The sequence below is a fragment of the Bdellovibrio sp. HCB337 genome (assembly GCF_047302465.1).
Classification (GTDB): Bacteria; Bdellovibrionota; Bdellovibrionia; order Bdellovibrionales; family Bdellovibrionaceae; genus JACMRP01.
The window spans coordinates 4,235,867-4,249,781 of sequence record NZ_CP178621.1 but is presented as its reverse complement, the minus strand read 5'-3'; the positions used below and the strand labels follow the sequence as shown (position 1 = coordinate 4,249,781).

12 protein-coding genes are annotated in these 13,915 nt (G+C 45.6%); 6 read left to right on the top strand and 6 right to left on the bottom strand.

The annotated features are described in order from the left end of the window. Positions 1-1,635, top strand: a complete 1,635-nt coding sequence (locus tag ACLWBB_RS20560) for a complex I subunit 4 family protein (protein ID WP_413289456.1) — start codon at positions 1-3, stop codon at positions 1,633-1,635. After that, positions 1,635-3,098, top strand: coding sequence for an NADH-quinone oxidoreductase subunit N (locus tag ACLWBB_RS20555; RefSeq protein ID WP_413289455.1), 1,464 nt, complete (start codon positions 1,635-1,637; stop codon positions 3,096-3,098). The genes ACLWBB_RS20560 and ACLWBB_RS20555 overlap by 1 nt, the downstream gene beginning before the upstream one ends. 72 nt (positions 3,099-3,170) lie before the next feature. Here ACLWBB_RS20555 and ACLWBB_RS20550 read toward each other — a convergent pair whose 3' ends face one another. Next, the gene (locus ACLWBB_RS20550) at positions 3,171-4,370 is read right to left on the bottom strand and encodes a patatin-like phospholipase family protein (protein WP_413289454.1); all 1,200 of its coding nucleotides are present in this window, start codon (positions 4,368-4,370) and stop codon (positions 3,171-3,173) included. 240 nt (positions 4,371-4,610) lie between these two features. Between ACLWBB_RS20550 and ACLWBB_RS20545 the strand changes: the two genes are divergently transcribed. The 4 genes from ACLWBB_RS20545 (at position 4,611) to ACLWBB_RS20530 (ending at position 7,575) form a co-directional block, all read left to right on the top strand. Then, positions 4,611-5,102, top strand: a complete 492-nt coding sequence (locus ACLWBB_RS20545) for a hypothetical protein (protein ID WP_413289453.1) — start codon at positions 4,611-4,613, stop codon at positions 5,100-5,102. An 11-nt stretch (positions 5,103-5,113) separates the two neighbouring features. Continuing rightward, positions 5,114-5,416 (top strand): hypothetical protein, encoded by a 303-nt coding sequence (locus tag ACLWBB_RS20540; RefSeq protein WP_413289452.1) that lies wholly within the window; start codon positions 5,114-5,116, stop codon positions 5,414-5,416. A 9-nt stretch (positions 5,417-5,425) separates the two neighbouring features. Next, a complete protein-coding gene (locus ACLWBB_RS20535) occupies positions 5,426-6,142 on the top strand; it encodes a hypothetical protein (protein ID WP_413289451.1) in 717 nt (238 codons plus the stop codon). Positions 6,143-6,372: 230 nt separating this feature from the next. Continuing rightward, positions 6,373-7,575, top strand: a complete 1,203-nt coding sequence (locus ACLWBB_RS20530; protein ID WP_413289450.1) for a hypothetical protein — start codon at positions 6,373-6,375, stop codon at positions 7,573-7,575. A 65-nt stretch (positions 7,576-7,640) separates the two neighbouring features. On the opposite strand, the gene lon is transcribed toward ACLWBB_RS20530, so the two are convergent. The 5 genes from lon to ACLWBB_RS20505 form a co-directional block, all read right to left on the bottom strand. Then, complete coding sequence (lon, locus tag ACLWBB_RS20525) at positions 7,641-10,052, bottom strand: endopeptidase La (protein ID WP_413289449.1); 2,412 nt, start codon at positions 10,050-10,052, stop codon at positions 7,641-7,643. Between the two features lie 162 nt (positions 10,053-10,214). Further along, entirely contained in the window at positions 10,215-10,574 is a 360-nt protein-coding gene (locus ACLWBB_RS20520) for a TraR/DksA family transcriptional regulator (protein ID WP_413289447.1), read from the bottom strand. A gap of 178 nt (positions 10,575-10,752) precedes the next feature. Then, complete coding sequence (locus ACLWBB_RS20515; RefSeq protein ID WP_413289446.1) at positions 10,753-11,127, bottom strand: TraR/DksA family transcriptional regulator; 375 nt, start codon at positions 11,125-11,127, stop codon at positions 10,753-10,755. Between the two features lie 87 nt (positions 11,128-11,214). Continuing rightward, entirely contained in the window at positions 11,215-12,906 is a 1,692-nt protein-coding gene (locus ACLWBB_RS20510; protein WP_413289445.1) for a penicillin-binding protein activator, read from the bottom strand. After that, positions 12,903-13,910: a DnaJ C-terminal domain-containing protein gene (locus ACLWBB_RS20505; protein WP_413289444.1), complete on the bottom strand. Its 1,008-nt coding sequence runs from the start codon at positions 13,908-13,910 to the stop codon at positions 12,903-12,905. The genes ACLWBB_RS20510 and ACLWBB_RS20505 overlap by 4 nt, the downstream gene beginning before the upstream one ends. Positions 13,911-13,915: the final 5 nt, after the last annotated feature.

Genomic DNA, 13,915 nt, shown 5'->3' with positions numbered 1-13,915 from the left:
ATGTTACTCAGCGCGATTGTATTTCTACCGCTTTTATTTGCTCTCATCGTAGCCTTGTGGCCGAAAGAGAACTCTGTCCGCCCTCTGGCGCTTGGTCTGTCGGTGATTGAGTTCATCTTGAGCTTGAGCCTCTTGCAAAAGTTTGATGCTAGCTCTGCTGCTCTTCAATTGGTTGAAAAACACATGTGGATTGAAAGATTCGGCATCTCCTATTTTATGGGGATCGACGGTCTTTCTTTGTGGCTTGTGATTCTAACAACCTTCTTAACTCCGATCATTATCCTGGCTAGCTGGACTGCTATCGATAAACGAGTAAAGGGTTTCCACGCTTGTTTGTTCATCCTACAAACAGCGATGCTTGGAACTTTCTTGGCAATGGACGCGATCTTCTATTACGTGTTCTGGGAACTTTCACTGGTGCCGATGTACTTCATGGTTGGTATCTGGGGTGGCGCACGCAGAATCTATGCAACCGTAAAGTTTTTCATCTATACGATGGCGGGTTCTGTCCTGATGCTCGTTGCGATGATCTATATGATGTATCTGACTCAAGAGGCGACTGGCCAAATGAGTTCAAGCTTGCTTGAGTTCTATAAATTGAAGATTCCGTTTGTTGGCGGACAATTCTTCAGTCTTCAAACATTGTTGTTCTTTGCGTTCTCTTTGGCATTTGCAATTAAAGTACCGGTTTTCCCGCTACATACATGGTTGCCAGATGCCCACGTAGAAGCACCAACTCCAGGCTCAGTAATTCTTGCCGGCGTTATGTTGAAGATGGGTACGTACTCATTCCTTCGTTGGGTAATTCCTTTGTTCCCTGAAGCGTCTGAATATTGGGCGTGGCTCTTCATGCTGATCGGTGTGATCGGTATTATCTACGGAGCTTTGGTCGCGATGGTTCAACCGGATGTGAAGAAGCTTGTGGCGTACTCGTCGGTTTCTCACATGGGTTATGTTCTGATCGGTCTTTTCACTTTCAACGCCTTCGGTTTGCAAGGAAGTCTGTATCAAATGTTGAACCACGGTATCTCTACCGGCGCGCTCTTCATCTTGATCGGTATGATCTACGAAAGAACACATTCTCGTGAAATTTCTAAGTACGGCGGCTTGGCTGGCGTATTACCAATTTTTACGATCTTCTTCTTTATCATCACTCTTTCTTCGATCGCGGTTCCGATGACGAACGGTTTCGTAGGTGAGTTCTTGATCTTGCTAGGAACCTTCAAAGCAGCTCCGGCATTTGCTTATGTGGCTGTTTTGGGTGTGGTGCTTGGTGCGGTTTACATGCTTTGGATGTTTAAACGCGTCTTCTTCGGTCCTGAAGGAGAGCTTGTAAAAGATGACCATCATCCACTTCACGATCTAAATTTGCGCGAAATCGCAGTTTTGATTCCACTTGTGATCATGGTTTTCTGGATGGGTCTTTTCCCGAATCAATTCTTGGATTGGTCTAAGGCCAGCGTTGATCACTTGGTTCAAAATCGCTCGGGTTACAACTTAGCGATTTATGGTGCTGCGGTTGAGCCTGTTCAAGCTGCAGAACCAGCTCCTACGCCAACTCCGGCTCCGGAAGCCACTCCGGCAGAAGCTCCAGCAACGACTGAGCAACCAGCAGCTCCAAAGGGAGAGAAATAATGAAAGCCAATATTACACTTAATGACCTGATTCTTGTTTCTCCGATGATTGCGTTGTTCTTGGTGAGCTTGGTTCCAATTACCTTAAAAGTGTTAAGAGGCAACCGCGAACAGAACCCTCTCACGACATTGATTCAAGGTTTGATCGGCCTTGTGATTGCTGCGGTTCTTTTGGGAATCTTCTCTGGCTCTGCTGGCGCAACAGCTTTCAATCACAGTTTGGTGTTTGATGGTATTACTCAATGGATGGGAATCATCGCTCTAGGTGCAGCGGCGGGATCCATGGTTTTGATGTACGAAAATCCGGCGATGAAAGGCTCTCAGTTCTCGGAAATCGTTTTCCTGACCTTGAGTTCGGCGCTTGGAATGTTGATCTTGGTTTCTTCGGCAGACCTTTTGATGATCTTTATCGGTCTAGAAACAATGTCGTTGTCTCTTTATTTGATGATCGGCATGAGCCACGAAGAGAAGTTGGCAAAAGAAGCCGCTCTTAAATATTTCATTTTGGGTGGTTTTGCTTCTGCGATCTTCCTTTATGGTACTGCATTCATCTTTGGATCTACTGGCAGCACGAACTTGATCGACTTTTTCGAAAGCGCAAAAAGCCTTGTTGTAACAAGCCGCTTGTTCTTGTTCGGTATCACTTTTGTGATCGTTGGCTTCTGCTTTAAGGTTTCCATTGTTCCTTTCCACGCTTGGACTCCGGATGTTTATCAAGGGGCTCCAACTCCGTTGACGAGCTTCATGGCAACAGCGGTTAAAACCGTTTCTTTTGCAGCCTTCTTACGAATCATCGCGACTCGCAGCCTTGAAGGCTCACAAAACTTGTTTGATGTTCTTCAATGGTTGGCAGTTATCACGATGCTTGTAGGTAATACTGCGGCGATTTTGCAAAACAACTTGAAGCGTATGGTTGCATACTCAAGCATTGCGCATTCTGGTTACATTCTAGTGGGTTTGATTACAGCTGGAGTCAGCGAAGTCGGCTCTTTCGGGGCGTCTGGCGTGATTTTCTACTTGATCAGCTATGCCTTCATGACTTTGGGTGCATTTGCAATCATCAGCATGATGGAGAACTCTGAAAACACGATCGTAAACGTAGACGATCTTGCTGGCCTTGCACACAAGAGACCCGTTTTGGCTTTGTGCTTTACGATTTTCTTGTTGTCATTGGCAGGTATTCCACCAACAGTCGGTTTCTTTGGTAAGTTCTACTTGTTCAACGCAGCTATCGGCGAAGGTCTTTTGTGGCTTGCTGTATGGGGTATGTTGAGCTCAGTAATTGGTGTGTATTACTATCTTCGTCCAATCGTTGTTATGTACATGAAAGATGGCGATGCTGAAGTAGCAGGTCACTCTTTGAATGCAACAACAGTGACCGTTTTGGTTTCTGCAATTTGCATCATCTTGTTAGGCCTTGTTTCAGGTCCAATCTTTACAGCGGTAGAGAAGAGTTTGATGTAGTCGGCTACGCCGGCAGTGCGCAGGCCCAGCGGTCCGCAGCTTAAAAACCCGGGGGAACCCGGGTTTTTTTATTTATAGCTCATGATGTCTTAAAGCTGTATATCCTGCTTTAAACCCAACCCTTACAATGCGGGCTAGAATCTCGGGACTTAAGCTGAAGTGGTCCACGAAGAACATTTCATAGTTCTGTGGACGAGGGTGGATATATATATAGTCTACACCTGGTTTGTACTTACCGTGACCACGCACTTTAGAAAGCAATTGCTCGCGAAGTTCTTCAGGAAGCTTGTGTTCTTTAAAGAACGAATCCACCTCTTGATAGATGCTCTTCATATTGGATTGATACTCGATGTGCTTAGCAATCTTTTGCTGAATCACTTGGTAAAGGGCCTGATTGATAATCACCGGAATCCCGTACTTATGAAGCGAGCCCATTTCAGGAGTATAGTGATAAGGTTGAACCGAGTAAGAAGAGATCACCAAATCTGCGCCGTGGTCTGCGGCCACATGGGTTGAAAGGGTGTCGCGAATCTCGCCATCAAAATAGAAGATCTCTTTGCCATCAGGTCTAGTAATTCCATAAGGAGCAAAAACCGGAGGTAGCGAGGCCGAGCAGGCAACTGCTTCACTAATAGTAGAGTAGTTGATGTACTTGGTTGTTCCGCTTTTCGAAGACTCAGGGAAGTTTCCAAAAATAGCCTTGCGGGTATGGTTCAACTGAGTCCCGATAACGAAAAGCTCAACCCCCAAACGGGCAAAGTCATTTTCAATCAGCACTTCTTTGCGTAGATATTTCTCTAGGCCTTTGGTCGTGAACAGACCGTTGAGTTTAAATCCATTTTTAAGAAGGGTCTCAATCCCACCCGCAACCAAGGACTTCTTTAGAAAAGTGTCGGGGATAAGATTTAAGATATTCATCCCATTCACACTAAAGATATCCCGGTAACTCATCGGCTTTAGATACTGGACGTCGTCTTTAGCAAAGGTGGGCTCGTTGCCTGAACCAACTTGGAAGGCGTTCACCAAGGACTCTACTGGGTAACCAGCAGCCAGAACTGAGGCCACAAATGCGCCGGCACTTGAACCCACATACATGCGAATGGTCAGCGGCGAATCTTCGGGATACTTTTGACGCACGATCTCTTTTTGGCCGCCAGCCATGACGAACCCGAGTTCTTTCAAGGCAAGGCAAACGCCAATATGAAATGCGGCAGCTTTAATACCGCCCCCGCTCAAAACCAAGGCTATCTTCTTTTTCCGACGAATCTGCATCTAAAAAAATTATTCCATTTATTACAAGATTATCAACGTAAGATTGGTCGAAAAGGCTTGATCAGGGCGTGAACAGGGGCTTGAATAAGACCATGGTCCAGGGTGGACAGTGTGAATACCCAGCCTTGAGTCGAGAATTTGGCTGAGTAACCACACAAAGGGCTGATAAATTTGACAGTCGACCTTGGTGTGATAAAACTGATTACGCAAGCTGGAGACAGCTGAGTAGGCGGAGAGAAGATGACTAGTATGCCTAATGGGATGAACCCAAACGAAACTGAAGCTTGGTTGCCTTTAATGGATTACTCAACCAAGTATAAAGTGAGTGTGAGCACCCTACGTCGTCGAATCAAAGCTGAGGATATTAAATTCAGGCTCGACGATGGTAAGTACTTTATTATCGACGAACCGATGAGTACCCACCAGCGCGTACATCGCCCCTCCCTAGAAAGCGACCTCGCTCCGGTGGGTGCTCATCAAGGAAACCAAAAGGCTCAGAGTTCGTTGTCAAATAAAACGGACATCTCAGATAAGATTGCTATGGCAAAAAACGATGAGCCGATCCTTACCGCCGCAAATAAGCTTCTAACTGAACTTAAAAAAGCCTACACCCTGATCCTGCAAGAAAAAGAAGAACAGATCCTTCAGCTCAAAGAAGAAGTGACGGATCTAAAAACTTTGGTGCGGGTTCTTGAAAGCGAAAACGATAGACTCAAAGGCTTTAAACAATAGGAGAAAAACCTATGAAAACAGCATTTGTAACTATGATCCTTTTCTTAGGCCTAACTGCTCATGCAGAAACCTGCAAAGTGGGCGACCTTAAAGACTGCGCAAAAGCGCTTAAAGCCAAACAAGGTGCTGAAGATTTCAATTCGACCTACGACAAAGTTTGTAGCGAGAATAAAACCTTCAAGTGTCTTAAGCGTACAGTCCGCGGGGACCTCAAAGAAGAGCTGGGTTACATGAAAGATGAATTCCCGAAAGCTCATCTTTTCCCAACAAAAGAAAACGGCGAAGACAAAGTATTTGTTCTCGATAAGAAATAGCTCCTCCCTATGAATCCAAAACAGCTCTTCGCCATCGGGGGTTTTTTAACTCTCGGCCTGCTGTCTTTTTGGGTGTGGAGAACTTCCGCACCTGAGGACTCTGTTGGCGAAGAGGCTTCGGTTTCTCAACAAGAAACTACACAAGTTCAAAAAGCGCCGGCCGATCAGACGCCGACCACCACTTCCCAAAGCGAAGTGTCGGCACCTCCACAAGTGACGGCGACGGATCAAAAACCCTCAACGGCAATCAATACAGTAACAGAAGAAAAACAGACTTGGGCAAAACCAGAGAAGCCTACTTACTGGGATCAAGTGCCTGAGCAAAAAAAAGCCATCGATTTTTTTACCAAACTTGGCGACATGAAGTTTCCGGCTGGCGAAAAACCCATTTATGTGGGCATCAATGACCAGGGTTTTGATCAGTATCAATATAAAAGCTCAAACGGTGCGGATGTTACTCAATGGAAACGAAGCAATGAAGTCGTCATCGAAGAGGCGATTCTGCCTAACGGGGATAAAATAACTCGAAAAGGGGTAGAGGCCGACAATCCTGTTTCGTCGGTTTCTTATGAAAGTAAGGCTAACAAAACTTATCAACGGACTACTTATAAAGCGAATGGCAGCATTGATTCTTTAAGAATAGATGAAAACGGACACACCACCATCTATTACTATGATGAACAGGGCCGAGTGCGGGAGACGTATTCGGGACCGACGCCAAAATAAAAAACTGAGGCCGAAGAAAACGAGACCCGAGTTCTCCTAAGTGTGACAGATAAGACCAATCAACAAATACGATCGAACACAAATCTTCCGCCGTTTTGGGAGAGTTATTTTTATTTGTTCCGTTCTGTTTGCAATGAGGTCTGTCACCACGCAGTAAGCAACAGAATGGGTTGAACCGAAACGTTCCCGGAGATAGCAATTATAGAACAACGATTTTGGGGAGGTCTTAAGTGTCCTACGTAAAAAGTGTTCTATGTATGTTCCTGTTATTTTGTGGTTCCGCTTTTGCCAGAGATGTAGTGCCGGTTGAAAAACTCGGGAAATTGCAGGTTCTGGATGTGAATACTTCTACGCTTGGCGGTAGTTTCGATGTCAGTCGCCTTGTTATCAAATTCCGTATTGATAATAATCTGACGAATCTGAAATTGGCTGAAGCCAATGATGTGGCGGCGGGACAAGGTTGCTTAGAGGTTACTTACAAAGATAAAAATGGCAACGCTTTCTATACGGCCTCACAATGTGAAGTCAAAATCGACGAAAAAAAGCTGACGACTGTTCAGTTGGCGGCCGTAAAATTCTCTTGGGACGTGAGCAATTACCATACAGATGTGGGGCCGCAACCAGGGTTTAGTTTCATGACACGTGATGCGAATTACAAATTTTCTGGCCCGGTCTTGAACCCTGCAAAGGGCGCTGATCTACAAACCATTTTTGTGATCCCGGCGATGAATTTAGAGGTGAATTTGGTGCATCCGGATACGGGCGGGTTGCATTCACAAACAGTAGCATTGTCTGCTGGCGTTGCGAGCGAGGTGCCTATCGTCACAAAAGATGTCAGGGGCCAAATTCTATTGGACTTCATCGATGGAAGTCCCACTTTTCACGCCGATTTTGCGCCTAACTATATTACTGCGAGCTATCGTCAAAGAAGCGAGCGCTCGGGATTGTCGCGAGCTCCTTCGATTATTAGTGAGGTGGGTGTTGGGAGTTACCCATACGCCGTCGATGACATGATGAACTTCTACAATTTTTCTGAAGAGGGGAAAAATCAAACCCTCTATGCGTATCCTGTAAAGCCGGGAAGCTCTTCTTACTTTTATGAAGTGGCAATCAATGAGCATGTGATTAAACCTGTTGTTGAAGCAGGAAAAGTCACACGCATCCCCGTGGCGACGGTCAATGTTCACCACTACAAATCGAATATTCCTGGCGAGTACGTGGTCTTTTCAGATAAGAATGTAAAAGGCCAAATGGAAGAACACCAGCATAGAGCAGGCGGACGGTCACCATATGTGGGTCAAAAGAGCTTCCCAACCAATACTAGCTTGTTCTTTCCTATCGGATTCACATTCCGTCTTGATTTTTACATTACGGACGATACGGGACGTAAAACTCTTCAAGATCAAGTTCTTGTGGATTTAACCCACGAGTAAAAATAAAAAAGCCAGGTGTTGAAACCTGGCTTTTTTTTGCTCTTTAGGGAGGAGCGATGTTGCGGTTAAGCTGCAGCTGCTGGAGCTTTTGGCTTTTTGCCGTCTTTTTTGCCGCCCGGAGTTTTCTTAACACCCTTAGCGTTTTTATCGAAGGCTACCGCGAACACTTCATCGAGGTTTTCAGCCAAGATGAAATTCATTTTATCTTTAAATTGCTTCGGAATATCTGAAAGATCCTTAGCGTTTGCGAACGGGATGATCACGTTTGTGATTCCTTGGTTCAAAGCTGCCAAGCATTTCTCACGGATACCACCGACCGGAAGTACACGACCTTGTAGAGTCACTTCACCAGTCATTGCGATGTCATGACGAACTGGCGTATCAGTCATCAAGCTCACAAGAGCTGTTGTGAGTGTGATACCTGCTGAAGGACCATCTTTAGGGATAGCGCCTGCTGGCAAGTGCACATGAATGTCGTACTTCTCGAAGAAGTCAGCTGGAATGCCGAGTTCTTCCATATGAGCTTTTGTGTAGCTCATTGCTGCGTGAGCAGATTCTTTCATGACGTCACCCAATTGGCCAGTCAGCATCAAGCCGCCTTTGCCCTTCATTTTCAGGGCTTCAACATGAAGAACTTCACCACCAGCTTGTGTCCAAGCAAGACCTTGGATAATACCAACTTGTGAATCTGGCAATTTGTCGTCACGCAAGAAGCGTGGAGGACCCAAAAGCTCAGGAACAGTCGTTGCGTTAACTTCTACGAACTTAGATTCGTTCATTACTACTAGTTTAGCTACCTTACGGCAGATAGAACCCACTTCGCGCTCGAGGTTACGAAGACCTGCTTCGCGAGTGTAGCCACCGATAAGATATCTGATACCTTCGTCAGTGAATGCGATATTTTCATTCGTGATACCGTTGGCTTCGATTTGTCTGTTGATCAAATGTTTCTTTGTGATCAAGAGCTTATCGTTTTCTGTGTAGCCAGGGATGTTGATGATTTCCATACGGTCACGCAATGCTGGTGGAATATTTTCCAACACGTTGGCAGTTGCGATGAACAATACGTTTGAAAGATCGAAATCAACATTCAAGTAGTTATCACGGAAAGTTGCATTTTGTTCTGGATCCAAGACCTCAAGCATTGCTGCAGATGGGTCACCACGGAAGTCAGAACCTAACTTATCAACTTCATCGAGTACGATAACTGGATTGTTTGTTTTAGATTGGCGAAGTGCCTGGATAATTTTACCTGGCATTGCACCAACATAAGTACGACGGTGACCACGGATCTCAGCTTCGTCTTTCACGCCGCCGAGTGCGATACGGAAGTACTCACGGCCCATTGATTTTGCAATCGAGCGACCAAGTGAAGTTTTACCTACTCCTGGAGGACCTGCGAAGCAAAGGATTGGACCTTTAATGCTTTGTTTAAGTTTACGAACCGCCAAGAATTCAAGAACGCGGTCCTTAGCTTTTTGAAGATCGTAATGATCGTCATCTAAAATTTCTTTAGCTTTTCTAAGGTCAAGAACGTCGTCAGTCTTTTTAGACCAAGGAAGATCTACCATCCAGTCCAAGTAAGTGCGAACCATTGTTGCTTCACTTGCGTCTGGGTGCATGCGCTCTAAACGAGCCATTTGTTTCAAAGCTTCAGTTTCTACTTGTGGAGGCATTCCGGCGTTGATGATTTTCTCGCGGAGTTCTTCCATTTCCTCGGACTTCGAGTCTTGCTCGCCGAGTTCGTTCTTTATAGCCTTCATTTGCTCGCGCAAGAAGTATTCACGCTGAGTTTTAGACATTTCGTCTTTAGCGTTGTTGCGGATCTTAGCTTGCATTTGCATAACTTCGATTTCTGCAGCCAACAACTCATTGACGATTTTAAGTCTTTCTTTAGGATCAGAAGTTTCAAGAACTTTTTGTGCGTCTTGAACTTTCACACCTAGGTTGCTAGCTACTAGATCAGCTACGCGACCTGGATCAGTGACATCATCCAATACCAACAAGATATCCGGAGAAAGAGGACGACCTAAAGCGATCACTCTTTCGATATGTTCCTTAGCTGTTCTGATTAGAGCCTCAGAGTCAGAAGGAGGAACTTGGAATTGAGATTCGTCGATTTTTTCACAAGCTACTTCGAAAGAAGGAGCTGTCTTTACGTAATTTTTTACGCGGGCCTTAGCAACACCTTGAATAAGGATTTTTACGCGGCCATCAGAAAGTTTTCTCATTCTCATGATCATCGCCACAGTACCAACTGTGTAGATAGATTCTGGAGAAGGGTTTTCTTCATTAATATCTTTTTGTGATGCCAAGAAGATTAGGCGATTTTTTGCCAATGCTTCTTCTACAGAGCGGATGGAAGCTTCTCGTCCCACGAAGAGAGGGATAATCATGTATGGGAACACGACGATATCACGAACTGGCAACATGGGAAGTGTCTGCGGTATCTCTAGTACTTTTTCGTCAAAGCTCATGTGGCTCCTCCGCTGCTTGCGGGAAAAGTGTTTCTGTCTGAAATACTTGTCGGAGCGCTCTAAAAAAGGCTTTAAGGAAAAAATGTCTAGGCTATGGAAAATCAGTAAAATCAAGACTGACATCCATGTCAGAAGGCCTCATCCAATGAGAGTTAACCTGGTTTATTGGTGGTATGAGTTACGCAGATCTTCTTGATCTTCCATGCATTCGATACACATGGTGGTAAAAGGTCTAGCTTGAAGACGACGAATGCCAATGGTTCCAGCGCAGCATTCGCACTGGCCGTAGGTCCCATCGGAAATCTTGCCAAGGGCACGTTCAATCATGAACAAAGAATTGCGATCTCTTTCATGAAGATGAATAGAAATATTATTTGAAATATCAATGGAAGCAGCCTCGGCCTCGTCTGATACTGTGACAGCGAGAGACTGCTCTTGCTTAAACTCATTTGTCTTATTCAGAATGGCGCCCTTCAGAGAAAGTAGAGACTCTCTGATTGCACTCAGTTCGGTTGAGTTCATCTTTACCCCCTTCGTAAGCTCGCTGAATGAATTGCTTCACACATTTAAACTTAAGGATGATCCTTGGCCGAAAACTTTTTGCATCTTACGAGGGAATGAAGTGGTGTCACCAAAAAAAAGTGGAGTGCTAAAATTCTCAGCAGAAACCTAACGCCTCGCGAGGGCTTGAAAAGCCCTCCTAGCGCGCGAATTTACGAAGCATAGCTTCCTGAATTTCTGCTCCTTCGATGCTGAGGCGAGTCCATGGCACTGCGAAAAGACGATCTACTTCAATCGGCTCTTCGGTTTCTTCACAAATTCCGTAAGTGCCATTCTCAATTCTTGCGAGTGCTTGTTCAATTTCAAGAAGTTGCGTGCGCATTCTTTCTTGTGCGATCAAAAAATGATTTTCAGCAAGTTGCGCAACGGTTTGATCTACTTCGTCACCACTACTTTTTTCAACATGTCCAAAGTCGAGTTGCGCCATGCGAACACGATTTAGAATGTCCTGCTTCATGGTCGTTAGTTTTTTTCTACACTCGGAGATGATTTGTGGTGATAAGTTCGTTTTCATAAGGCCCCCTCTCTATCGGAATCAGTGTGTTCATTCACACTGTTGAGGACTATGACAGAAGTCCTTCGGGGGCCGGTTAGCGGAAAATTACTTTTGTATCTTCAAAGGTGTGATTTCACCTTTATCTAGCGTTAAAGCCATTAGGGGGCGCTGAATCTCGCGGTCAGGGCTCATATTCAGGACACCCAGAGCGCCTGGAAATTTTTTCAACGAGGTCAGCTCGCGAGTTAAAGACTCTCGAGTCGCCGCTCCTTGCGCTACCAATTGGCGCAAAATTAACGCCGAATCGTACGCTTGAATTTCAATCAAAGAAGGCTCTTCGTTATAAAGACCTTTGTACTCTTGGACGAAGCGAGAGTGCGCCGCTGTTTGAGGTAAAAAGCTATCTACGAAGATCAAGCTGTTTGCAAAGTTACCGGCACGCTTAGCTAGACCCGGAGTGTTCCATAGATTTGTACCCATGAGTTTTACATTCTTAACACCAGAGAACGACAAAAAGGCTGCGATTTGTCCCATTGCCTTGGCGCTATCAGGAATGAAAACGGCATCAAAGTCTACTATTGGTGGCAACACTTCTTCTTCATGAGACACGCGCGCAGATTTTTTCTTTTCAACTTCAGCAGCTTGTTTGATACGTGCTTTGTATTCATCAACACGACCTTCGATGTAGTAGGTGCCGACAAGACGTTGAATAGCGTATCTAAAATCTGTCTCTTTAGGATGGTAAGTTTGAACAGAGGCAATAGTTCCACCACGAGCTAAAACTTCGTCCCAGAATAAATTGGTATATTCAACACCGTATGGATCGTTTGGATAAACGATCGCAAAACGTTTCATACCATAGTCTTCCATAGCCGTTCGAACTAGGTAACGAACTTGCATTTCACTAGTCAGAGCATTTCTAAAAACGGTGGGGCCAATTTCTGTAAGGCCCGACTTTTGGGAAAGGCCGATTGTTGGTACACCCAATTCATCAGCCTTTGCAGCAACAGCGGGTGCTGTTTTACTGAGAAGACTTCCGACAATTGCAATTGCGTTGTCTTCTTTTACCAGACGTTCAACACCACGACGAGCTCCGTCGGGGTTGCCTTCACTGTCCATTACTGCCAGACGAAAGCCAGAACCCGGGTTGTTCAAACCAAGGCCGAGCTCAACACCGCGCAAAGCTTTTTGTCCAATCGCCGCGTTTTTTCCAGTGAGTGGAAGAACTACGCCGATGGTTTTTGATTCGACAAATTTACTGCTTTCAAGCTGGGACAAAATGTCTTGGGCGCGAACTGCCAAATCACTTCCTGGCAAAAATTCGCTGACGCTCGAGAAATACTTACGGGCACGGTCTTTGTCGCGATCTTCAAGAGAGATTTCTCCTAGACGGAAAAGTGCATAGCCGCGAGAAAATCCAAAATCAGAATCGCGAGCGACTTTCTCAAGTTGCTCTTGGTTCAGTTTGCCTTCCACGATCTCAACGCTCTTTAAGCGGAAAGATTCTTGTTCTTGAGGAGTCGTCGCGGAAACAGAGAAGTTCACACTTTCTTTAAGGGCTTGCATGTAGTCACCGGCAGCCTCAAGGTCACGAACACGTTGGACGTTCGCTTTGCCTGCTGGCGGCAGTGGTTGTCCCATGCCACCTACTTGTTTGCCGCTTTGGCCGACTGGCACAGGCGTGATGATAGGTTGGCGGCCGCCTTTTTGAGGATATTTTTCAAGCTCAGGCCTTTTCGTTGAAACAGAACAGGCCGCAAGAGTCAGGGCCGCGAGAATTAGAAATCCATTTCTCATTTTTTATTCCTCATAATGTTAACGACTTTTTCTTTAAATGCTTTAACAAGCGGTGTTTCTTCACCGGCTTTAGAGAGCTCTTCGAGCAATTCCTTTTGGCGAGAGCTGATTTTCTCTGGAGTATCCACAATCAAACGCACCAACATGTCTCCGGAACCGAAGCCACCAATTTTTGGAAAGCCTTTGCCTTTAAGACGGAAGGTCTGTCCGGTATGTGTGCCTGGTGGGATGCGAATCATCGCTTTTCCTGTCAAAGTTGGAATCTCAACACTTGTTCCAAGAATCGCGTCGGTGTATGTCACCGGAAGATCCATCGTGATGTCGTTTTCTTGGCGCTTAAAAAGCGGATGGTCTTGAACTTTAATGATGACGTACAAATCACCAGCAGGGCCACCGCCGGCAGCCGTGTCACCCTCGCCAGTTAGCTTAAGACGCTGGTCTTCTTTTACACCCGCAGGCACGTTGACGGACAATTTAGCGGTTTCATCTTTTCCAGATTTTTGGCGAACAAAGCTAATCACTTTTTCAGTTCCGAGTGCGGATTCTTCAAAAGAGATATTCAAAGTATAACGAAGATCAGAGCCCTTTGTTTGACGGCGACGAGGGCCGCCAGTGCCAGCACCTGGCCCGTGTCCACGAGCACCAAAGATTTCACTGAAAACGTCGCCAAAAATATCTTGGAATGGATCTTGTCCAGGACCGGCACCGCCGCTAGCACCCCCAAAACCACCGAAGCCACCCGCGCCCCCAAAAGGACCGCCAGCTCCGCCGAAACCGCCCTGCGTACCTGCATGACCAAACTGATCATACATCTCACGCTTCTTGGCATCGCTCAAAACTTCATAGGCCTCGGACAGCTCTTTGAACTTTTCCTCAGCCTTCTTATCGCCAGGATTCTTATCCGGATGATATTGCATGGCCAGCTTACGGTAGGACTTTTTAATTTCATCCGCCGTTGCTGAACGAGAGACATTCAAAAGAGAGTAAAAGTCTTTTTTAGACAAAAAGT